The following is a 22079-nucleotide window of genomic DNA, read 5'->3' as shown; positions in this document are numbered from 1 at the left end:
ACTACTCGATATGCTCTTGTAAGTCTTGCCCACTATAATAAATATAATAAGCTTTTTGCATTTCATAATCATTCAGTGCTTGATTATATGTCGCTTCTGCCTCAAATTTCTTTGTCAAAGATGACAAATAATCAATAAAATTCAGAATCTGTGCGTCATATTTTTTCGCCACATTTTCAAAAGCAATATTTGCAGAACGCAAAGCTGCCTCACTTGCCTTAATCTTTGTCGCTGCAATCTCTAAACTTTTACGGTACACTCTCTCATCTTTCTTTTGCTCTTCTTTCTTATATGCAAGGTTTTTAAGCATTTGTAGATACCCTAATCGAGCTGCCTCATATTGTCGATAAGTCGTCAAAGCATCAAGATGAATGCTGGCTGTTACCATCACGACATTTTGATAGCCGGGATAAGAGCGCAGAATCATTTGAGACATATCAAAGCCTCCTGTATCACCTTTTGTATGCAAACCTTGCCCGAATCCACTATTAAGCGAATAGCTATCACTAATGCCGATAGTTGGCAAATAAGTCATTTGTCTTGCTTGATATTTTGAACCCGCTGCTTGATAAGTGAGCATATTCAAATCGTGGCGATTCTCGTTGAGGTTAAAGACGGGTGTTTTAATCGTCTTACGCTCAAGTGAGCCAACATCACTATTAGTCAGCCATGAGAGTGTCAATTTGTTTTTTTCAATATCTAATCTCACGCTTTCAATGTCATGTTCTGTGGTTAGCAACTCCGCACGCAAAGATTCTAAATCATCAATGGTCGTAAGCCCTGCTTTGAAAAGCCGCTCTACTCTTTTTACATTTGCTTGGAGCTGGATTCTCTTATGATCAAGTGAAAGGAATCTCGCACGATTAGTAAAATAAGTATAATATTGCTCAATAATGCTTAAAAAAAGCTGGTCTTTGGTGGTTTCTTTATCTTCCAAACTTGCACGATAAAGCGATTGCTTTTCTCGCACTTTGTTATAGGTCTTAAGCCCACTGAAAAACTCCCAATTCGCCTTTACATTCCCTGTGTGTCCATCAAGGCGCATATTAGAATTATTATTGTATTGATATTGATAGCTCCCATCAATCGTAGGCATAAACTCGCTGTATGCCCCTGATTTGTTTGCTTGAGCCTGCAAGATTGCCAAATCCTTTGCCTCAAGACTATAGTTCTTTTTTGCTCCCTCTATGAGTTCTGCAAGTGTAAAAGTGCGTCCGATAGATTCTTCGGATTCTGATTGTGCAGATTCTGTTTGTTCATTATCCAAATCAGATGTCGTTTCATCTTGTATATCAGAGGTTTGAGCATTATCAGCACTTGCTAGATAGGCATTTTTAGGATAAGGATTCTCATAAACTTGGGCATTAAGCCATACCAATAGCCCCAAACTTATAATCACTAGTCTCATTTTATTTTCTCCCTTGTGGTTACAACCATAAAATTATAAAAAGTAAGCAGAATTTTAGCACGAATTAATAAATAGTTGCATATACACCTAAATTTATTTTATTATTATATTTTTAAATAAAAATTATTGAATAATACGGGCAAGATTGATTGCAAAATAATTTCATAAAAATGATAAATCTCTCACAACACCAAATAGAAAATGCCAGATTCTGTATGATATTAAAGATGAAAAATTGATTCTTGATGCTATAATTCTAGCAAATCCTAAAATCATAGATAAAGGCAACTTATGGAATCTCAAAACCTGACAACACTCAAAAACCTTTTAGAGAATCTGATCTCACACATCAAACAAAATAATCTCCTCCAAAGTCAAATCCTAATGTCTAATGTGATTGCTCACTCTTTAATTAACGAACAAGATAAACAAACCCTACTACATCTTTTACAAACAAGAGACAAAAACTATATCCGACTTAATGACAATGCGCAAGTATTTGAGAGAATCTCACAATATCTCACAATCCTGCGACCCACCAAACTCAATCAAGATTCATTAATAAGAATCGGTGGTGCAGGAGACGGCGGCTATGTGATGCTAAAAACTAAGCAAATAAACGGGGGGGGGGGCAATGAAACCTTCTTCACGAAAATCACAAAAGCCCATAGCCATCTCTTTGGGTGTTTCAGAAAATTCACCTTGGGATTTAGAAATGGCAGAATTGGGCTTTTCTGTCAGAGAATATGACGGGAGCATCGCAAATTCACCCTACCCCACACACCCAAACATCACTTTTCACAAGAAATTTATCGCATCTTATGACAGCGACTCTACAATTACCTTAGAATCTGTGCTCCGTGATAATAGATTGGTTTCAACACAAGAAAATATCCTACAAGTTGATATTGAAAATGCAGAATGGGATATGCTAAAAAACATTGATATGAAAATCTTAGCACAATACTTCACGCAAGTCATTTTTGAATTCCATGGTTGCAATCCAGAAGAAGAACAAGGTTTTCATCACAGAATCACACAGCTACAACGATTAAATGATTTTTTTACGCCTATTCACTTGCACTTTAATAATCATGGCAAAATCTTTTATAGTAAAGGATTATTTTTTAGCACGACTTTAGAAGTCAGCTATTGTAATCATAAAATAATGCGCAACCTAAAGACAAATGAAAAACGAGAAAAGGGAGTTTTGCAAGATTTGGATTATCCTTCATGGATTAGTAATCCAGAGATTCCTATTCGATTTGCACAGAAGCAATCTCTCAAGCTATAAAACAATACGCGCAGGGTGAGCATAAATATTGAGCGTATCTCCTCTTGCAAAACCTATAAGCGTTATGCCAAGTAATTGAGCAGATTTGATTCCTAAATAAGTCGTTGCCGAGCGAGAAACGACAATCGGGATAGAGTGCATAGCAGCCTTAATCACCATTTCCATTGAAAGACGTCCGCTGACAATGAGAATCGAGTGCGTAATATCAAAGCCCGATAATCTTGCCTTACCTATCACTTTATCAATCGCATTGTGTCGCCCCACATCTTCACTGATAAGATATTTATCATCTTCAAGCACGAGCATCGCTTTATGGACACACCCCGTGAGCGAAAAAAGCTCTGTAGGTTGATTGAATGTATCAAGCAATGCAAAGATTCTAGGCATTGGCACATTCATCGGCGTAGTGATAAATTTTTGGATAATCTCACCTTCAAAGTTTGCGCTCACTCCGACACAACACCCTGTAGTAAGAGTTTTTTCTTTGTGCAAATGCGCAAGTTTTTCTTCCTTGATATGTGCTTGCATTCGCACACTCAAGCCATCGGGAGCAATCTCCAAAGAAATCACATCATCGACAGAATCTAAAACGCCCTCACTCATCAAGAATCCAACCAAATGAGCATCTTGATCCTTAGGCATACTCATCACTGAAAGCAATTTTGTATCATTCAGATAAAAAGCAATCCGTTGTTCTTCGACAATATAATCTTCACAAAGATGATTTTCATAATGGAGTGAAGACGAGGCAATATCGTCTCGCCTCACTTTAACCATTGATATTTTATGTGCAAATTCACTCAAAGGTGATTCTTTTGCAAACATTAATGCCCTTCCACTCTCATAGAATCAAGTTTTCCGAGCTTTTGCAAATCTTTGTAATACAAGCTGTGAAGCATAGAAACTTCTTCTTCGCCCATTTTTCCATTAAGAATTGCTTCAAGCGCACCCTCAATAGCAAACACTGCCATATAAATATGCGTGATGAGTAATGCAATCACAAGAAAACCAACGATATTGTGTGTCAATGCCATTAAACGCAATGTATTAATCTCTGCACATTGGAAGAACATAATACCGCCTGTAACTACCATCACGCCTCCGCCTAATGTCGCTATCCAAAACCACATTTTTTGCCCTGCGTTAAACTTATGTGCGGGAATCTCGCGATTAACCTTATCAAGATAACCACCAAGAATCATCATCCATTTAATATCATAAGAGTGAAACAAACAATCTTTCACCCACATAAAAAACATCAATGTCCCAAAAATAGCAAAAAAAATCGTGGCAAAACCATGCACATCTCGAGCGAATCTAATAAACGCACCACCTCCAAACTTGTCTCCAAAAACCATCATTAGCCCTGTAAGACAAATTAACACAAAAGGGACGGCAGCGCACCAATGCACGATGATATTGTATTTACTAAAAACAAGCAAGAAATTACCATGCGCATAATGCCGTTGTCCAATGATTTTATAATGTCCGTAAAAGGCTAAAGGCACAAAGATAATGAGCAGCAAAAAGATAAGTGCAAAATACTTACCCTGCAAGATTGTAAAAAGCTCACCCACACCTAAACCATTAGGAGAATCCAAACCCCATGATTTAATCGCCTCTACTTCGGGACCACCATAAATCTTAGGATTGGCACGATCACTTTCACGAATCAAATCATTATTTCCGCTAATAACTTCTGCATATTGTTTGCCATCTTTTTGTGGCACACTTGGATTAGCAGCCATAGCAAAAGTTACGAATCCCAAAGTAAAAATTAAGATTCTAAACAACATCATTGCATTTTTCATCTCCCTATTCTCCATATGCAGTTTTCCACACATTGGGCACAGCATTAGGGATATTTTCACCTCTGACAGTTGAGCGATGCGTGATAATTTTAGATACTTCTTCTCCACTACCTGCCAATAAAGCCTTTGTCGAACACATACTCGCACACATCGGCACTTTACCCTCTGCTATGCGATTTTGCCCATAAAGCTCATATTCTTCAGGGCTATTAGTTTCTTCTGGTCCTCCAGCACAAAATGTGCATTTATCCATTGCACCTCTTGAACCAAAAACATTAGATTTAGGAAATTGAGGAGCTCCGAAAGGACAAGCATACAAACAATATCCGCAACCAATACATGTTTTTTTATTGTGAAGCACAATCCCATCTGCACGAATATAAAAACAATCTACCGGACATACTTGAGCGCATGGAGCATCAGAGCAGTGCATACAAGCAATAGAAACGGCTGTTTCCTTGCCTACTATACCTTCATTCAAAACTACCACGCGTCTGCGATTCACCCCTACGGGCAAATGATGGGCTTCTTTACACGCGACATCGCAACCATGACATTCAATACAACGATTTGTATCGCAATAGAATCTAATACGACTAGCATTATCCAAATAAGTTAAACTCATCTTTTACCCCCTATGCTTTTTCAATGCGGCAAAGTCCGCATTTTGTCTCTGGACATGCTGAATTATAGTCAAATCCATAGCTGCTAATCATATTTGCCGATTCACCAATCGCATAAGGTTTTGTGCCATCAGGATAAAAATCAAGTCTTGACTTACCTTGATCCAAGCCTGAAAAGTTTTGTGGCAACCAAATACTATTATAATCCACACGATAAGAAAGCTTTGCTGGCACTAAGATTCTCGTATCCATCGTGCCATAAATCCACACCATATCACCATTTTTGATATTCATTTCTGCAGCTTTATCAGGGTGGATTTCTACAAACATCTCGCCTTCCACTTCAGCAAGGTATTTTGCACTCCTTGTTTCAGCTCCCGTCCCCATATGAGCTACAAGACGCCCACTAAGCATATTAATTGGGAATTCATCAACCCAATTTTTATTTTCACCCAGCTCTTTTTGACGACTGCGATATTTGATATTCGCTCTAAAATGGCTTTTCTTATCAGGGAAGCTAGGATATTTATCGACCAAATCCCCACGCACAGAATGCAAAGGCTCACGATGCAAAGGAATCTTATCATACCAATTCCACGCAACAGCACGCGCTTTTCCATTTCCATAAGGACATAATCCTGCTTCCAATGCTTTTTCTACGAGGATATTGTTACCAATACCTAAAGCAAAAGTGCTTCCTTCAATCGCCTTTTTCTCCTCTGCAGTAAGTTTGATTCCTAAAGATTCTGCATTTGCCGCAGTTACCGGACCATGTCCGCCCTTATGGACTGCATTAGGTAAGCTTCTTGAAGTCAGCATAGAAGCACCATCAGGAGCAGTTAAGCCCCAATTGACCCTAAAGCCCATACCTCCACGCATAACTGGAATATTATCGTTATACATAATCGGGGTGCCGGGGTGTTTATCACTCCAACATGGCCAAGGAAGCCCATAATAATCACCCTTAAATGGTCCTTTGCCCTCTAAGGTAATCTTGTCAAATAAGTGCCAATTTTCTTGATGGGCTTTCAATCTTTCAGGACTCATACCTTGCAAACCGATACTGCGGATACTTTGAGTCATTTCTGTTGTCGCATCTTCTGGCCAAATAAAATGATCTCTACCCTTAGATTTTGCAATATCATAAAGTCTCCATTGATATTCTTTTAAGAATCCCAATCTTTCCGCCATACCAAACAAAAATTCCTCATCTGGGCGACATTCAAATAAAGGTTCCATAACCTTAGAACGCCATTGATAACTACGATTTGTCGCTGCAACACTACCGCTTGTCTCCATTTGCGATGCTGCTGGCAAACAGAATAAATTATCCTTTCTATCGCTATAAATAGCCAAATCATTCACATAAGGATCGACAAACACCACCAAATCAAGCTGGTCCATTGCCTTTCGCTGCAAATCAAGCAATGAGACCGTTGTCATACCTGTCCCGATAACAACCAAAGCGCGTAATTTTGTGCCGCCATTATTTTCAGCATTTTCATCATCAAGCACACCAAATTTCCATGTCGAATGCGCAAAACCTGTCTTTTCCATCATTTCTTTATCTTTGAATCGTGCAGCCATCCAATCATATTCTACACCCCAATGCTTGCAGAAATGTCTCCAAGCAGGCTCACCAAGACCATAATAACCGGGCAAAGAATCTGAAAGATTATTCATATCTGATGCACCTTGCACATTATCATGACCACGCAAGATATTTACGCCTCCACCTACTTTTCCAATGTTGCCTAAAAACATTTGCAAAATAGGCATAATTCGTGTATTGCTTGTGCCAACAGTGTGTTGAGTTAGCCCTTGATTCCAAATCAAGCTTGCTGGTTTTGCTGCTGCCATTTCTTCAGCAATATGTCGAATCTCATCTGCAGGTATCCCGCATACATCAGCTGCGACTTCCGGAGGGAATTTCTTTGCCTCTGCTATAATCTCTTCATAGCCATACACACGCTCTTTGAGATATTGCTCGTCATAAAGCTTTTTCGCAATAATATGATTCAAAAGCCCATAAGCAAACGCAATGTCTGTCCCACTTCGGATTCTGTGAAATTCATCACATTTTGCCGCTGTTTTGGTAAAGCGTGGGTCAATATAAACCAATTTTGCACCCTTTTCCTTTGCTCGCAAAATATGCACCATTGATACAGGGTGATTGACTGCTGGATTCGCACCGATAATCAAAATATATTTTGAAAACATCATATCGCCAAGATGATTTGTCATACCACCATACCCGAATGTATTCGCCACACCGGCGACTGTTGGGCTGTGTCAAACTCTTGCACAATGGTCGATATTGTTTGTCCCAAAAAACGCTGCAAACTTACGAATATAATAACTTTGTTCGTTTGAACATTTCGCACTCCCGATAAACATTACCGCATCAGGACCGCTTTCTTCACGAATCTGTTTTAATTGCGTTGCGATTTTATCTAATGATTTTTCATAATCCACTCTTTCCCATTTGCCATTGATTTTTTCCAAAGGATAACGCAATCTTGTTTCGCTTCTTGCTCTGTCAATCAAGTCTGCTCCCTTGCAACAATGCCCACCTTGAGAAATGGGGTGGTCTTGTGCTACTTCTTGTCTTACCCAAACGCCATCAACCACTTCAGCGACTACACCACAACCTACCGAGCAGTGTGTGCAAATCGTCTTGATTCTTTGCGAATTAGGATAACGTTCCTTTAACTCTGCTTCATTTGCCGCTCTCAATACGCGTTCGCTGTCATTCCCTAAAGCATTACTCACACCAGCTACAGAAGCTAATGCAGAAAGCTTAAGGAATGAACGGCGAGCATTGCGCCTTTTTTCTACTTCGCTCATTATTCCTCCTTAAAAAATTGGACAGATTCTATTTAGCAACTTCAAAATATTCTTGCCAATACTTGGTATCACTGCGATACAACACTTCTTGCTTCTTGCTCTTGCCTTTGATAACCTCTTTTTGTGTGTGTTCTCCAGAACATCCATTCAAAGTCAGCGAGCCTACGGCAACCACAGCCCCACCGATTCCAGCAGTCTTTAAAAATGCTCGCCGAGAATGGTTTTGTTGTTTTTGCACTTCAGACATAAAAGCCTCCTTTGTTTTGCTTGTGGGATACTCCCATCTGAATCTTCTTTGACACAAAAGATTCAAATCAAAATATCACAAACTTTGCTCGACAATCAAAAAACTGCGCAACAAATTCCCAACACTTGAATAATAATGCAAATCCTCCTTTTGCAATAAAGCTGTTGCGACATACTCTCCTAGAGGCAACACAAGCTCTTTTAAAACCTCATTGAGAGCATCATTATCTTCTTTGTCATTTGAAAGCAAAAGATAACGCATCAAAAGCAATAAGAATCCAAAATGTTCCTCACTCTCTTTAAATGTCTCTGCGTTAAGCCTAAAATTTGTTTGTTTGATAAGTGTTCGTGCTTTAAGCAAACCGCTACCATTCAAACAACCCTCTATATAATGAGAAAGATAAAGCATAATTTGCGGATTCTCACGCACTTGACCCTTAGAACGAGCGGGCATCGGTGAATGCTCATTAGGAATAGCAAAGGGTAAAAGAAAAGTGCGTGTGTATTCTTGCATAATATTTTCTACGCCAAAATTTGAGATTTCTTTTTCGAGATTCTCAAAATATATCAAGTCTTTTTCGTCAAGTGGATTACTCTTAAGAATCTTGATTTGCTCTAGTATCACATCAGTGCGCTCACTTAAAAGCTCATACAGAAAAAATCCTGCGAAAAAATCATAATACAAGGCTCGTGCATTAGCTACGGACTTTTTAGAATCTTGTATATGTGTCATTTGGCTACCTCAAACATCACCTTAACTTTACAATCCGCACAACATTCTAAACTTCTAAGCTTGGAAGGATTGGATTGAAATGCGGGAGACAAAATCGCCTTAATCTTCTCAATAGATTTGTGAGTAGCAAAAATCTTATTACATTCTACGCATCTAAAAGGCTTATCTTGTGCCTTAGAGACATACTCAAAAGACACGGGGCTCAAATCAAAAGTGCGAGATTCTAAAGTGATGACATTTTCTGCACAGGTTGGCACACAATACCCACAATCCGTGCAAAGTGAAGCTTTAAAAAGCAACTCGAAGCTCGAAGTTTGATTGATCAGTGCATGGGTATTGCAAGCCTCTACACAGCTAAGGCAGAGTGTGCATTTTGAAGCATCGACTTTAACCTCGCCAAATCCTTTCATGGATACACTACCAAAAGATTCTTGTTTGACCCATGATTGAAGTCGTGCGGAAAAAATATCTTTTACGCCTTCTTTAGCATTAGGGGTATAAAGATAATGCCAATGAGGCATCAGCATCAAAGAATCTATATCTTTTAAAGAATCTCCAAAAATCACACCTTTACGACCAAAGATCTTTTCGCAAATTACATTGAGAGATTCTACACATTCCATAACCAATTCATCAATTTCCCCGAATATGACGACTGGCGCACCACTCTCTTGAATCAATGTCAGCAAATAAGTCTCATTGAGCATATTTGGCACATCAATCACAAAAGGTAAAGCAAGGGGTTGCGATGAAAGCAAGGTATTAAAGATTGGGAGATTCTCCTCATTAGCCCATTGCGATGATGAGACTACGAGAGGGATTCTGTCTTTATACAATCTCGCTCTGTATGTGAAACTCTCTAAGGTATCGCCTTCTTTCTGCACACTTCCCGTAGGGCAAACACACACGCATTTGCCACACCCTATACAATCAATAGGCGAAGTGGATAGAAGCATTGTCGTATCATCTTTGGCTATCCCCATTGTAGGACAAACATCTACACAATAATGACAAAATCCTTCTCCATTTTCTAAAGGGCGGCGATCCTGATATTGGCATACCGAAGGATTAAAAATGATATTTTGGCGATAAGCATATTCTCCTATAAAATCTACAACTGCTTGAAACATTGATGCCGCATCAGAATAGGCATTAGCTAGGTGAATCCCTTTATAAGCAGACAGATTCTCAAGGTGTGCAAAAGAAACAACTTGGGCAATACAAAGCGTATCAATACGATGTGATGTGTCTTTAAAATAAATCTTAAAATCACCTAAATGCCCACTCAAACGCACAAAATCTTGGGGTAAAAGATGCGTAATAGAAAGTTTGCAAGAATTTTGCTTTGTGCAAAAATTTAAAAAATCTTCACACAGCTGCCCATTACCAATAACCGCAAGAGTAGGAGCAACAAACACAGAGCGATTCAAATCAAAAGCAGTAAAATCTAATGCAATCTCATTAGCCTCGTTGAGAATCTCATAATCTTTAGATTGAAGAGGCAAAATGTTTTGTTTCATATATCCTACTTTCATTTTCTTTAATAAAATGATACAACATCATCGCAAAAGGCAATGATTCTTTTAATTAAATATCGTTATATAAATTTATACTATTCGGTTTGGTAACATAGCATTTTCACAATATCGGCAATACGAATCGCTTTTTCTAATAATTTTATAAATCATGGCAATTCAAGAAAAAATAAATATGATAAATATTGCGTCATGGAGTAAAAGTTGGTTTGATTAAAACTTATCGGAAGAATTATATTAACAAGAGAATTTTCCAGAAACCTCTTCTGTGTCTTGGAGAGATTCTAGAATACTCTTGTAGGATTATCGAATTTTATATTTATAATCTTGCTATTATGACACAAATTCAATGATTGCCATTGGAGAAGCATCGCCTCTTCTTAATCTTGTGCGTTGGATTCTTGTATAGCCTCCATTACGCTCAAGGTATCGTGGAGCAATCTCACTGATAAGCTTCTTTGTAGCAGATTTACTTTGCAAATGTGCAAACACATAACGATGTGTATTTAAATCAGCTTGCTTTGCTGTCGTAACAAGCTTCTCAATATAACTTTGCAATTCTTTCGCCTTAAATACACCTGTCTCAATTTTTTCATATTCAATCAACGCAATTGCTAGATTCTTTAGCAATGCCTTACGATGAGCTGAAGTTCTACCGAGTTTCCTATATCCATGCTTGTGTCTCATATTTTCTCCTGACTAATTGTTTTTCAATTTGGCAAGCTTACGATTAAGTAACTGCAAAATATCATCAGCAACCTCTCCACCCACTGGATATCCAAGTTCTTCAAGCTTTTCAGCAATCTCATCATAAGATTTCTTACCCATATTTTTAATGTTCTTGAGTTCATTTTCGGTCATTATAACCAACTCTCCAACATACTTTAATCCAGAACGATCAAGACAATTAAAACATCGTGCACTTAAGTTTAAGCTATCGATTTTAATCATCAATGTTTTTAATTCTCCCGAATCTTCAGCAATATTCTTATTACTGCCCACAGACGCACTCAAATCAACACCAAAAATGCTCATTTGTTTGTGCATAATTGAGATTGCCTCTTTAAAAACAGCTAGAGGTTCAATTTGTCCGTCTGTTTCAATATCAAAAATAACCTTTTCATAAGCAGGGTTATCCTCAACCAACATATTCTCAATCTCATAGACTGCCTTTTTGACAGGTGTAAAATAAGCATCTAAGGGAATATAATCTTCTTCAATTGTCCCTCTTATGCTTTCACTTGGCACATAACCTATCCCTTTTCGAACAACTAATGAAAAATTTAATACTGCATTTTCATTGATTGTTGCCAAATACGCATCTGGATTCACAACACTTACCATTTCGTTATTTAATTCATTCGCACTCAATACCATTGGACCCTTAAACTCATAATGCAAACTTGCTCTATCAAGATCTTTATCTTTTATAAGAAAACGAATGTTTTTAAGATTGCTGATAAAGTGAGAAACATCTTCCACGATTCCACGAATTGAGTCAAACTCATGGGTAACACCCTGTATCTTCAATGCGATTGGAGCATAACCCACAGAACTTGAAAATAATAATCTCCGAATCGGGTGTGCAAAAGTAATTGCATAACCTGATTCAAAAGGATATGCACTAATTTTGATTCGATTGGTTGATACTTCTTCAATATTAATATCTGTAGGGATATAAGGCTCAACTTTAATTGTATTCATTCTTCAACCATCCTTATCTTTTAATTCTTATTTAGAGTAAAGCTCAACGATTAATCTTTCTTCAATCGGTATTACAACTTCTTCTCTTTGAGGAAAACGTGTAAAGATTCCAAATTTTTTCTCTTTATCAACATCTACCCATGGCACAATACCTGTTTGAGAAGTTAAATCAATAGCACGAATAATTTGTGCATTATTTTTACTCTTCTCTTTAATCTCGATTTTTTGTCCTGGTTTTACAACATACGAAGGAATATTGACTCTTTTACCATTCACTAAAACATGCCCATGATTTACTAATTGTCTAGCAAAACGGCGAGTAGTAGCAAATCCCATACGATAAACGACATTATCAAGCCGTTGTTCAAGAATGCGCACAAGATTTTCACCTGTATTACCCTCTTGACGATTAGCCTCTTTGAAAAGATTCAAAAACTGCTTTTCACTTAAGCCATACATTACTTTTGCTTTTTGTTTTTCACGGAGCTGTAGCCCATATTCAGAAATCTTGCCACGTTTTTGCCCATGCTGACCCGGACCATAAGGTCTCTTATCCAATGCGCTTTTGCCAGCAAGTCTTCGCTCACCCTTTAACGCAAGCGAAACGCCAAATCTTCTTTCAATTTTTTCAACTGGTCCTTTATATCGTGCCATTATATCCCCTTCAATTATACTCTTCGCCGTTTTGGCGGTCTGCAACCATTATGTGGCAATGGTGTTACATCTTTCAGCCATAAAACTTTAATGCCTTCAATCGCACCTACGCTCTTGACCGCTGTTTCTCTTCCGCTTCCGGGTCCTTGAACCTTAATTCCTACTTCTTTAATACCATGTTCTTTTGCTTTTTCCATCGCCGATTCTACGGCTTGTTGAGCGGCATAAGGTGTAGATTTCTTACTTCCCTTAAAGCCCAACCCACCAGCAGTAGCCCAGCAAATAACATTACCCATCTCATCGGTAACAGTAATGTTGGTATTATTAAATGATGCAGAAATACAAACAATACCTCGCGCAATATTCTTTTTAACATTTTTCTTTTTTGTAGTGTTTCTTTTTGCCATCACTTACTCCTTACTTGCTACCCACAGTTTTTTTCTTGCCTTTTCTTGTGCGGGCATTATTTTTTGTTGTTTGTCCTCGCACAGGCAACCCTTTTCGATGTCGCAAACCACGATAACTTCCTAAATCCATCAAGGCTTTAATATCCATTGTTACCTTTTTACGGAGATCTCCCTCTACCATATAACTTTCTTGAATCTTTTTTGCAATAGAAGACACTTCATCTTCGCTGAGATCATTAACTCGCTTATCAAAAGAAATATTTACAGCGTTCAAAATATCTCTGGAGCTTTTAAGCCCAATCCCGTAAATATAAGTGAGAGCATACTCTACTCGTTTCTTCTTTGGCAAATCTACACCAGCAATTCTAGCCATTGTTTATCCTTGTCTTTGTTTATGTTTTGGGGTCGAGCAAATTACTCTCACCACGCCTTTTCGCTTAATAACCTTACATTTGTCGCACATTTTCTTGACCGAAGGTCGCACTTTCATACTAACTCCTTGTTTCCCTTAGTCTTTATTTGTCTTAATTTAATTAACTCTTACAAGCTAAAAAACCTCGATTCTACAAAAAAAATATTTAAAGACTACTTATAAAACTACTTATGCCTATAAGTAATCCTACCCTTATCCAAGCTGTATGGGGTAAGTTCTATCTTTACCATATCGCCGGGTAAAATCTTTATATAATGCATTCTCATTTTACCAGCGATATGACACAACACAACATGCCCATTTTCAAGCTCTACTCTGAATGTTGCGTTTGGTAAAGCCTCGAGAACTTTCCCATCAACCTCAATAACATCATCTTTCGCCATTCATTCAAACCTCCGTTAAAATCTCTGCTTTCCCATTGACAACAGCAATAGTATGTTCATAATGGCTGCCTCTAAGCCCATCTTCAGAAACAACCGACCATTCATCAGCCAAAATTTTTGGATTCCCATTGAGCTGACAAATCATAGGCTCAATACAAAATACCATACCCTCTTTAATTTTTGGACCTTGCTTAGCATTTGGACTTTCTAAATAATTAGGAATTTCTGGTTCCTCATGAGGACGCCTACCAATCCCATGCCCACAATATCCTTTTAAAGGGATAAAACCCCTTTTAGTGATACAATGTTCGAGAATCTGGCTTAGCTCCTTAAAACGCAATCCTTCTTTGATATACCCTATAGCTTCATAAAGTGTGTCTTTAGCACATGCTATCAACTCTTGATCTTTTGGTGTAATCGTCCCTACACCACAAGTAATTGCTGCATCACCATACCAACCATTATATTCAGCACCAATGTCAATTCCTACAATATCACCTTCTTGCAAACGATAATCCGTAGCAATACCATGAATAATCACCTCATTCACAGAAATACAAATTGATTTAGGAAAACCATAAAGCTGATAAAATGATGCACGCGCACCTTGTGAAGCAATATAATCTGCAGCAATAGAATCTAGCTCCAAAAGGCTAACGCCCTCTTTGATATGCTGACGCATCAATTCGAGCGTTTGAGCGACAATCTTATTGGGGATTCTTAATGCTTCTATATCTTTTTTACTTTTGATAGAAATTGCCATATCAAAGACCCACAGCACTAAGTGTCTGATATTTACTCATATAAATTTGGGCTTCAATGCGTCTCATTGTATCAATCGCTACTTGGACGACAATCAAAACAGCTGTCCCACCAAAATAAAAAGGCACACCCGTAGCTTTCACTAAAATCCAAGGCAATGTAGAAACAAGAGCCAAATAAAGTGCACCCCAAAAAGTCAAATTACTAGCAACATTATTAAGGAAATTTGATGTCCCTTCACCCGGTCGTAGTCCGGGAATAAATCCACCCTGCCTTTTAAGATTATCTGCAATGTCTTTAGAATTAAAAACAATAGAAGAATAAAAAAAAGCAAAAAATATTACTAATACAAACATAAGAAAATTATAAAAATAACCATCAGGCTTTAAAATATCTGCAACTGCTTGAATAGTGCTATTAGATGAAGCTTGCAGAATCGTTGAAGGAAAAACCAACAATGCTGAAGCAAAAATAGGCGGTATAACACCACTAAGATTCATTTTAACAGGAATATAATTCATAATGCGCTTATTTTGATTCTGCATCACAACCTTACGCGCATAAGAAACAGGTATCCTCCGTTCAGCAAGTTCAACATAAATAATAACACCAACCGTAGCAATGATAACAGCTAACAAGACTATTAAGACAATGACATTGATTTGCCCTGTATTGACAAGATTAAATGTCTTAGCAATGCTTGAAGGTATTCCCGAAACAATACCCCCAAAAATGATAAGACTGATGCCATTACCCACACCTCTTTGAGTAATTTGCTCGCCAATCCACATCAAAAGCATCGTGCCTGTAAGCATAGAAAAAACAGAAACAGCAATAAAGACATTGAGGTCGATTTTAATCGCACCACTCCCCATACTATTAAGTCCGATACTTACACTTACAGCTTGAATGATAGTAATTCCAATTGTAACATAACGCACGATTTGCATATATTTTTGCATACCATCACGTTCTTTTTTCATTTTACCAAGATTAGGGAAAGTCGCTGCTAAAAGCTCCATAATAATAGAAGCCGTAATATAGGGCATAATTCCCAAAGAAATAATACTAAAACGTTCGACCGCATTTCCACTAAACATATTAAATAATCCCAACGCATTATTCGCATTATCATCAATAAATGATTTGATCACAGAGACATCAACGCCGGGAACAGGAACATACGCTAAGATTCTATACGCAAACAAAAAAGCTAACGTGATAAGAATCTTATTTATAATGCTTTTTGTCATTCTTGATTTCCACTTGTTTTAATATTTGCATCTTTAATTTTTGAAACTAATGTTTTTGCTTTTGTGCCAATAAGTTTTACACTGGTAGCACTCTTTGGTAATGTAAAATGCTTTCGCAATACTTCTATTGTAATCTCATTCAAAGAATCAAGAATCTTTGACTTATCCGCATTAATCACAATAGGCTTTTGCACACGGGAGACAAAACCAATCTTAGGAAGACGTCTTTGCAAAGGTTGTTGTCCACCCTCAAAGCCTCTCTTTTCCTTGTAGCCCGTTCTAGCAGTTTGCCCTTTTCCTCCGCGAGTAGAAGTTTTACCCATACCACTACCTTGTCCTCGCCCAACACGTTTAGTATCTTTCACACTACCTTTTGCAGGTTTGACATTTTCTAGTGCCATTCTTTCTCCCTTTAGGCTTTAATTCTAGCAAGTGCGTCAACAGTCGCACGCACAACATTATAAGGATTATTTGAACCTAACGACTTAGTCAAAATATCCTTAATTCCCGCAAGTTCTATTACAGGACGAGTTGAACCACCAGCTATCACTCCCGTTCCTTCACTTGCAGGCTTAAGCAAAATTTTACTCGCATTATATTTATGCTCAATGTCATGAGCGATTGTTGTGCCTTTGATATTTACTTGAATAATGTTTTTAAAAGCATCATCAATAGCTTTCCGAATTGCATCAGGTACTTCTTTGGCTTTACCCAAACCAAAACCTACTAATCCGTTTTTGTTACCAACAACTACTAGGGCATTAAATCGAAAACGACGACCCCCTTTGACCACTTTTGTTACTCTTCCAATATTTACCACAACTTCGCTAAATTCTTCTCTGTTAATTTCCATAAGATTTCCTTTAAATTACAGCTTTATACCATTTTCACGCAATGTATCAGCAAATACCCCTATAACTCCGTGATAAAGGTATCCATTTCGATCAAACACAACTTCTTCAATACCTGCTTTTTTTAGCATTTGAGCAAATTCTGTCGCAAGTTTTTTAGAATGTTCTTTATTGTTGCCCAAACCTAGCTTCTTTCCATCAATATGTGCAAGAGTTGTGCCCTTTTCATCATTAATAGCTTGTGCATAAAGGTATTTATTAGAACGAAAAATGCTCACTCTAGGCTTATGTGCAACACCAAAAATACTACTTCGTGTGCGAAGCTTTCTTTTGCGTCTTAGAATCTGTTTTTGTATCAATACTTTTTCTGTCATAGCTTCACCTTATTCTATTTTTTAGAAGTCTTGCCTGCTTTGCGGACAATAACTTCATCACTATATTTAATCCCTTTGCCCTTATAAGGCTCTGGTGGTCGAAACTCTCTAATTTCAGCAGCGATCTGCCCTATCTGTTGCTTATCTGCACCTTTTATTGTGATTGTATTCTTATCTACACTCATCTCTACACCGGAAGGAATAGGATAAATAACTGGGTGAGAAAAACCTAAAGCCATTTCTAAATTCTTGCCATTGATACTTGCTTTATAACCCACGCCATTAATTTCTAATACTTTACTAAAACCTTCAGTTAAACCTATCACAATATTATTTGCTAACGCTCGATATGTTCCCCAATACGCACGAGATTGAGCTTGAGAATCAATACAAGCAAAACTCAAAGAACCATCTTTGACCTCAATCTGAACACGCCCAAAAGTTTCAAGCTCTTTTTGTTCTTTAGCACCCTTAAAAACAATCTTGCTTCCTTGAACAGAAACCTCAACACCTTTGGGAATACTAATGGGTTTTTTTCCAACTCTTGACATTATCTTTCTCCTACCATATACTGCAAAGTGCTTCGCCACCAACATTTGATCGATATGCTTCATCGTTGGCAACTACACCCTTACTTGTGCTAACTACAATCGTGCCATACCCATTTTTAAAACGTTTAAGTTCGTTGCGTCCTTTATAAACCCTTCTCCCAGGTTTGCTGATTCGTTTAATCTCATTAATAGCACTACGACCTTGCTCATCATAAATAAGTTGCACCATAATAGACTGCTTCCCATCTTTATCATTGACTTTGTAATCTTTAATAAAACCTTTCACTTTGAATACTTCTAAAATTGAAACAACAATCTTCGCATAATAAAGCGTGGTTACCTCTAATTTTCGCATAGAAGCGTTACGGATTCTTGTTAAAGAATCTGCAATAATATCATTCACCATACTTCTCTCCTTACCAGCTAGCTTTTCTAAGTCCGGGGATCAACCCTTCATTACCCATCTTACGCAAACATACTCTGCATAATCCAAAATCTCGATAAACTGAATGTGGTCTTCCGCACACTTGACATCTTGTATATGCTCTTGCACTAAATTTTGCTTTTCTCTTCGCCTTTGCAATGATTGATTTTTTTGCCATAATTATCTCCCTTTCGCAAATGGCATACCAAGGAGCTCAAGTAACTTGAATGCCTCTTTATCACTCTTACTAGAAGTTACAATCGTAATATTCATACCATGTGTTACCATAATATCATCATATACCACTTCTGGAAACATTAATTGCTCATTTAATCCAAAACTATAATTCCCTCTTCCATCAAAACCATTACGTTTTAGCCCTCTAAAATCTTTCACACGAGGTAACGCAATTACAATAAGTTTTTCTAAAAAATTATACATCATATTACCTCGAAGTGTTACCTTCACACCCATTGGCATTCCTTCACGCATCTTGAAACCTGCAACAGATTTTTTTGCTAAAGTGATTACCGCTTTTTGTCCTGCAATCAATGAAATTGTGTCTGCAATATTTTGCATGACTTTAGAATCTTTGGCATAATCCCCAGCTCCCACGCTAATCACAATTTTTTCAACTTTAGGCAAAAGCATAGGATTAGTGATATTAAGCTCAGATTTTAGCTGTTGCACAATATCTTTTTTATATTTTTCTCTTAGAGCAAACATCGACTATTCTCCTTCCACTTTCTTAACATTAGAAATACTCATTGGCATTTCTTTAGTTATAAATCCACCCTTTGGATTTTTTTCACTTGCCTTAATTGCCTTTTTTGCAATTTTACAACCTTCTACAATGACTTGCGATTTTTTCGGCAAAACTTGCAGAACTTTACCACTTGTGCCTTTATCATCTCCAGCAATTACCTTTACGGTATCACCTTTTTTAATTTTGAACTTTCCCACTATAACACCTCCGGAGCTAACGATACTATTTTCATAAAATTTGCGTATCGCACTTCTCTACTGACTGGACCAAAGATTCTTGTACCTATAGGCTCTCTTTTTGCGTCCAAAATCACCGCTGCATTATCATCAAAACGCACCAAAGAGCCATTTTCTCTATGAATCTCTTTAGTCGTTCGCACGACAACTGCTTTCACCACTTGCCCTTTTTTAACTTTTCCATTAGGAATAGCCTTTTTTACTGAAGCAACGATAACATCACCAACATGAGCGTATCTTCTGTGGCTTCCACCCAATATTTTAATACACATAATTTCTTTCGCGCCACTATTATCCGCAACGCTTAATCTTGTAAAACTTTGTATCATAATTCCACCCCTGCAGTAACGATTTCTTTCAATCTAAAAGCTTTAGTTTTTGAAATAGGTTTACATTCAATCGCACTAACCACATCGCCAATCTTTGATGTATGATTTTCATCATGAATGGTATATTTCTTAAAACGTTTAACAATTTTGCGATATTTAGGATGCACAACCTTACGCTCCACAAGTATTACCACACTTTTATCGCCTGCCTTGCTAATTACTTTACCTTGTATGACTCTTTTATGTGCTTGTTTTTCACTCATTCTGAATCCTTTTTCGCACTTAAGGCTGTATTAATACGAGCGATATCCTTACGAATCACTTTAATTTCGCTAGGATTAGTCAGCTGCATTGTTTTAAGTTGCAATCTTTTTTCAAAAAGCAACGACTTCTTTTCTTTCAACATTTTTTGTAATTCAGCAACATCCTTATCTTTCAAATCAATAAATTTCATTTTCACTCTCGCTCGTTATGATTTTTGTTTTGAATGGGAGCTTACTTTGCGCCAAGGTTAAAGCTTCACGCGCTAATGCTTCATCAATACCTGCCATTTCGTAAATCATACGACCCGGCTTGATATTCATCACCCATTTCTCTACACCACCTTTACCTTTACCCATTCTCGTTGCAAGTGGCTTAGCAGTCAAGGGCTTATCAGGAAATACTCGAATCCACACTTTACCCGCTCTTTTGATATGTCGTGTCATCGCAATACGAGCAGATTCTATTTGACGCGAATCAATGCGTCCATGCTCAATTGCTTTGATACCAATATTACCAAAAGCTAATAACGAACCGCGGAAAGATTTACCACGATTGCGTCCTTTCATCTGCTTTCTATATTTTGTTTTCTTTGGCATTAACATAATTTACTGCCTCCCTCTTCGTGATTTACTTCGAGTCTCTTTATCAGATTTATTCTCTTCTTTTTTTTCAGGTTGAATACCCTTATGCAAAACCTCACCCTTAAAAATCCACACTTTCACGCCAATGATACCATATGTCGTCATTGCTTCTGCAAAACCATAATCTATCTTTGCGCGTAAAGTATGAAGAGGAACTCTTCCTTCCATATACCATTCTGTCCGAGCCATTTCAGCACCAGCCAAACGTCCAGAAACTTTAACTTTAACACCCTTTGCGCCTGATTTCATCGCAGCCTGCATAACCTTTTTCATAGCACGTCTAAAAGCAACACGCTTTTCAAGTTGTGTCGCAATATTTTCTGCAGCAAGTTGAGCATTCGCTTGAGGACGTTTTGCCTCTTTGATATTGATAAATACTTCTTTTTGAAGAAGTTTTTTTAATGATTCTTTATGTTTATCAATATCAACACCTTTTTTACCAATAATCAAACCCGGACGAGAAGCTACCACGGTAACGCGAATCTTGTTTGCAGCACGCTCAATAACAATCTCACTCACACCCGCATAATACATTTCACGCTTAAGAAACTTACGAATCTTATGATCTTCAAGAATATTTGAAGGGGTCGTTTGAGACACAGAAAACCATCGCGAAGACCAATTTCTGTTAATGCCTAATCTAAGACCTATTGGATTGACTTTTTGACCCATTGTTATTTTTCCTCACCTTCATTTTTTTTCTTTGTCGTTACCTTTTTGCTAGCACTCTTAGTCCCAGAATCTGCTTTTACTGCCTTAGACGACTTTACTTCAGATTGAGCATTCTTTGAAGTATCCTTAGTCTTTGAAGCTGAAAACTTAGCTGTGCTTTTATTTGATTTAGCCTCCGAAACATTAGATTCAGAAGTCTTGCTAGATTTGGCACTTGTTTTAGTTTTAGCTTGTGTTTGAACAGATGACTTAGTTGATTTCTGCGTTCCTACCTCGACTAAGATATGTGCAGTAGGTTTTCTGATAGGAGTAGCTCGTCCTTTAGCACGAGGCATAAAACGGCGAAGCACTGGTCCTGCATCTACCCTGCAAGAAGTAACAATCACATCTTGCGCATCATAGCCACCATTAGCTACCGCAGAAGCTATCACTTTTGAAATAACTCTTGCCGCTTTGTTGGGTGTAAATTCCAAACTCGCAATAGCAAGCTCTGCACTCATTCCTTGCACTTCTCTAGCAATAAGACGTGCTTTGGTCGGAGATAATCTAATATACCTCAATAATGCTTTACTCATCTATGCTCCTTTATTATTTACCAATTTTCTTTTGGACACTGCCCTTATGTCCTTTAAAAGTGCGTGTTGGAGCAAATTCGCCAAGCTTGTAACCCACATGGTTTTCTGTAATATACACAGGCACAAATGCTCGTCCATTATGAACATTAAAAGTCATTCCAATCATATCAGGAAGAATAGTGCTTCGTCTTGACCATGTTTTGATAGGCTTATTATCCTTGCTCTCTCTTGCTTTGGTTACCTTCTTAAATAAATAATCATCAATAAATGGACCTTTTTTAATTGATCTTGCCATATCTGCTT

General features: G+C 37.7%; 33 protein-coding genes and 1 pseudogene. 2 read left to right on the top strand and 32 right to left on the bottom strand.

Annotated elements, in window-relative coordinates:
- Nucleotide 1 precedes the first annotated feature (1 nt).
- Nucleotides 2-1408 (bottom strand): TolC family protein, encoded by a 1407-nt coding sequence (locus LS68_RS02030; RefSeq protein ID WP_138090801.1) that lies wholly within the window; start codon nt 1406-1408, stop codon nt 2-4.
- Between the two features lie 291 nt (nt 1409-1699).
- Here LS68_RS02030 and LS68_RS09750 point away from each other — a divergent pair, with 291 nt between their 5' ends.
- Both LS68_RS09750 and LS68_RS02020 read left to right on the top strand, forming a co-directional pair.
- Entirely contained in the window at nt 1700-2158 is a 459-nt protein-coding gene (locus LS68_RS09750; protein WP_241993646.1) for a hypothetical protein, read from the top strand.
- Nucleotides 2043-2702, top strand: a complete 660-nt coding sequence (locus LS68_RS02020; RefSeq protein WP_052100551.1) for an FkbM family methyltransferase — start codon at nt 2043-2045, stop codon at nt 2700-2702. The genes LS68_RS09750 and LS68_RS02020 overlap by 116 nt, the downstream gene beginning before the upstream one ends.
- On the opposite strand, the gene fdhD is transcribed toward LS68_RS02020, so the two are convergent.
- The 31 genes and pseudogenes from fdhD to rpsS all read right to left on the bottom strand — a co-directional run bounded on the left by fdhD (nt 2697) and on the right by rpsS (nt 22071).
- Entirely contained in the window at nt 2697-3527 is an 831-nt protein-coding gene (gene fdhD, locus LS68_RS02015) for a formate dehydrogenase accessory sulfurtransferase FdhD (RefSeq protein WP_241993645.1), read from the bottom strand. The genes LS68_RS02020 and fdhD overlap by 6 nt on opposite strands.
- Nucleotides 3527-4513 (bottom strand): formate dehydrogenase subunit gamma, encoded by a 987-nt coding sequence (locus LS68_RS02010; protein ID WP_199741460.1) that lies wholly within the window; start codon nt 4511-4513, stop codon nt 3527-3529. Before LS68_RS02010 ends, fdhD begins: the two co-directional genes overlap by 1 nt.
- A 4-nt stretch (nt 4514-4517) precedes the next feature.
- The gene (gene fdh3B, locus LS68_RS02005; RefSeq protein WP_034374149.1) at nt 4518-5138 is read right to left on the bottom strand and encodes a formate dehydrogenase FDH3 subunit beta; all 621 of its coding nucleotides are present in this window, start codon (nt 5136-5138) and stop codon (nt 4518-4520) included.
- 10 nt (nt 5139-5148) lie between these two features.
- Nucleotides 5149-7983 (bottom strand): molybdopterin-dependent oxidoreductase, encoded by a 2835-nt coding sequence (locus tag LS68_RS02000; protein ID WP_241993644.1) that lies wholly within the window; start codon nt 7981-7983, stop codon nt 5149-5151.
- Between the two features lie 28 nt (nt 7984-8011).
- Nucleotides 8012-8230 carry a twin-arginine translocation signal domain-containing protein gene (locus LS68_RS01990; protein ID WP_034372409.1) on the bottom strand — a complete coding sequence of 73 codons (219 nt, stop codon included), beginning with the start codon at nt 8228-8230 and terminating at the stop codon, nt 8012-8014.
- A 75-nt stretch (nt 8231-8305) separates the two neighbouring features.
- Nucleotides 8306-8962, bottom strand: coding sequence for a molecular chaperone TorD family protein (locus tag LS68_RS01985; RefSeq protein ID WP_034372406.1), 657 nt, complete (start codon nt 8960-8962; stop codon nt 8306-8308).
- The gene (locus LS68_RS01980; RefSeq protein ID WP_034372403.1) at nt 8959-10482 is read right to left on the bottom strand and encodes a hypothetical protein; all 1524 of its coding nucleotides are present in this window, start codon (nt 10480-10482) and stop codon (nt 8959-8961) included. The genes LS68_RS01985 and LS68_RS01980 overlap by 4 nt, the downstream gene beginning before the upstream one ends.
- Nucleotides 10483-10830: 348 nt before the next feature.
- Complete coding sequence (gene rplQ, locus LS68_RS01975) at nt 10831-11184, bottom strand: 50S ribosomal protein L17 (protein WP_034372400.1); 354 nt, start codon at nt 11182-11184, stop codon at nt 10831-10833.
- 12 nt (nt 11185-11196) lie between these two features.
- Nucleotides 11197-12201: a DNA-directed RNA polymerase subunit alpha gene (locus tag LS68_RS01970; protein ID WP_034372397.1), complete on the bottom strand. Its 1005-nt coding sequence runs from the start codon at nt 12199-12201 to the stop codon at nt 11197-11199.
- A 27-nt stretch (nt 12202-12228) separates the two neighbouring features.
- Complete coding sequence (rpsD, locus tag LS68_RS01965) at nt 12229-12855, bottom strand: 30S ribosomal protein S4 (protein WP_034372394.1); 627 nt, start codon at nt 12853-12855, stop codon at nt 12229-12231.
- A 14-nt stretch (nt 12856-12869) separates the two neighbouring features.
- The gene (gene rpsK / locus LS68_RS01960; protein ID WP_034372391.1) at nt 12870-13262 is read right to left on the bottom strand and encodes a 30S ribosomal protein S11; all 393 of its coding nucleotides are present in this window, start codon (nt 13260-13262) and stop codon (nt 12870-12872) included.
- Between the two features lie 10 nt (nt 13263-13272).
- On the bottom strand, nt 13273-13635 hold the full coding sequence (rpsM, locus tag LS68_RS01955; protein ID WP_034372387.1) for a 30S ribosomal protein S13: 363 nt from the start codon (nt 13633-13635) through the stop codon (nt 13273-13275).
- A gap of 3 nt (nt 13636-13638) precedes the next feature.
- Entirely contained in the window at nt 13639-13752 is a 114-nt protein-coding gene (gene rpmJ / locus LS68_RS01950) for a 50S ribosomal protein L36 (protein ID WP_002956266.1), read from the bottom strand.
- A gap of 107 nt (nt 13753-13859) precedes the next feature.
- Nucleotides 13860-14078, bottom strand: coding sequence for a translation initiation factor IF-1 (infA, locus tag LS68_RS01945; RefSeq protein ID WP_034372384.1), 219 nt, complete (start codon nt 14076-14078; stop codon nt 13860-13862).
- A gap of 4 nt (nt 14079-14082) precedes the next feature.
- Entirely contained in the window at nt 14083-14841 is a 759-nt protein-coding gene (map, locus tag LS68_RS01940) for a type I methionyl aminopeptidase (RefSeq protein WP_034372382.1), read from the bottom strand.
- Between the two features lies 1 nt (nt 14842).
- On the bottom strand, nt 14843-16093 hold the full coding sequence (gene secY / locus LS68_RS01935) for a preprotein translocase subunit SecY (protein WP_034372380.1): 1251 nt from the start codon (nt 16091-16093) through the stop codon (nt 14843-14845).
- Complete coding sequence (gene rplO / locus LS68_RS01930) at nt 16090-16494, bottom strand: 50S ribosomal protein L15 (RefSeq protein ID WP_034372378.1); 405 nt, start codon at nt 16492-16494, stop codon at nt 16090-16092. Before rplO ends, secY begins: the two co-directional genes overlap by 4 nt.
- Before the next feature lie 11 nt (nt 16495-16505).
- On the bottom strand, nt 16506-16946 hold the full coding sequence (rpsE, locus tag LS68_RS01925) for a 30S ribosomal protein S5 (protein ID WP_034372375.1): 441 nt from the start codon (nt 16944-16946) through the stop codon (nt 16506-16508).
- A 15-nt stretch (nt 16947-16961) separates the two neighbouring features.
- A complete protein-coding gene (gene rplR, locus LS68_RS01920) occupies nt 16962-17318 on the bottom strand; it encodes a 50S ribosomal protein L18 (protein WP_034372372.1) in 357 nt (118 codons plus the stop codon).
- Between the two features lie 14 nt (nt 17319-17332).
- A complete protein-coding gene (gene rplF, locus LS68_RS01915; protein WP_034372369.1) occupies nt 17333-17869 on the bottom strand; it encodes a 50S ribosomal protein L6 in 537 nt (178 codons plus the stop codon).
- 10 nt (nt 17870-17879) lie between these two features.
- Complete coding sequence (rpsH, locus tag LS68_RS01910) at nt 17880-18275, bottom strand: 30S ribosomal protein S8 (RefSeq protein WP_034372366.1); 396 nt, start codon at nt 18273-18275, stop codon at nt 17880-17882.
- A gap of 10 nt (nt 18276-18285) precedes the next feature.
- Complete coding sequence (locus tag LS68_RS01905) at nt 18286-18471, bottom strand: type Z 30S ribosomal protein S14 (protein ID WP_002956257.1); 186 nt, start codon at nt 18469-18471, stop codon at nt 18286-18288.
- Nucleotides 18472-18473: 2 nt separating this feature from the next.
- Nucleotides 18474-19019 (bottom strand): 50S ribosomal protein L5, encoded by a 546-nt coding sequence (gene rplE, locus LS68_RS01900; protein ID WP_034372363.1) that lies wholly within the window; start codon nt 19017-19019, stop codon nt 18474-18476.
- 3 nt (nt 19020-19022) lie between these two features.
- Complete coding sequence (gene rplX / locus LS68_RS01895; RefSeq protein WP_138090795.1) at nt 19023-19259, bottom strand: 50S ribosomal protein L24; 237 nt, start codon at nt 19257-19259, stop codon at nt 19023-19025.
- A complete protein-coding gene (gene rplN / locus LS68_RS01890; RefSeq protein ID WP_034372357.1) occupies nt 19256-19624 on the bottom strand; it encodes a 50S ribosomal protein L14 in 369 nt (122 codons plus the stop codon). Before rplN ends, rplX begins: the two co-directional genes overlap by 4 nt.
- A complete protein-coding gene (gene rpsQ, locus LS68_RS01885) occupies nt 19621-19887 on the bottom strand; it encodes a 30S ribosomal protein S17 (RefSeq protein ID WP_034372354.1) in 267 nt (88 codons plus the stop codon). Before rpsQ ends, rplN begins: the two co-directional genes overlap by 4 nt.
- Nucleotides 19884-20078 (bottom strand): 50S ribosomal protein L29, encoded by a 195-nt coding sequence (gene rpmC / locus LS68_RS01880; RefSeq protein WP_034372350.1) that lies wholly within the window; start codon nt 20076-20078, stop codon nt 19884-19886. Before rpmC ends, rpsQ begins: the two co-directional genes overlap by 4 nt.
- The gene (gene rplP / locus LS68_RS01875) at nt 20065-20490 is read right to left on the bottom strand and encodes a 50S ribosomal protein L16 (protein ID WP_034372347.1); all 426 of its coding nucleotides are present in this window, start codon (nt 20488-20490) and stop codon (nt 20065-20067) included. The genes rpmC and rplP overlap by 14 nt, the downstream gene beginning before the upstream one ends.
- A gap of 3 nt (nt 20491-20493) precedes the next feature.
- Nucleotides 20494-21201, bottom strand: a complete 708-nt coding sequence (rpsC, locus tag LS68_RS01870) for a 30S ribosomal protein S3 (protein ID WP_034372343.1) — start codon at nt 21199-21201, stop codon at nt 20494-20496.
- Between the two features lie 188 nt (nt 21202-21389).
- Nucleotides 21390-21776, bottom strand: a pseudogene (gene rplV, locus LS68_RS09745) (50S ribosomal protein L22); the annotation flags it as partial.
- A gap of 13 nt (nt 21777-21789) precedes the next feature.
- The gene (gene rpsS, locus LS68_RS01860) at nt 21790-22071 is read right to left on the bottom strand and encodes a 30S ribosomal protein S19 (RefSeq protein WP_034372337.1); all 282 of its coding nucleotides are present in this window, start codon (nt 22069-22071) and stop codon (nt 21790-21792) included.
- Between the last annotated feature and the right edge of the window lie 8 nt (nt 22072-22079).

The organism is Helicobacter sp. MIT 05-5293 (genome assembly GCF_000765665.2).
Taxonomy (GTDB): domain Bacteria; phylum Campylobacterota; class Campylobacteria; order Campylobacterales; family Helicobacteraceae; genus Helicobacter_C.
This window is presented reverse-complemented; position numbering and strand designations above follow the sequence as displayed.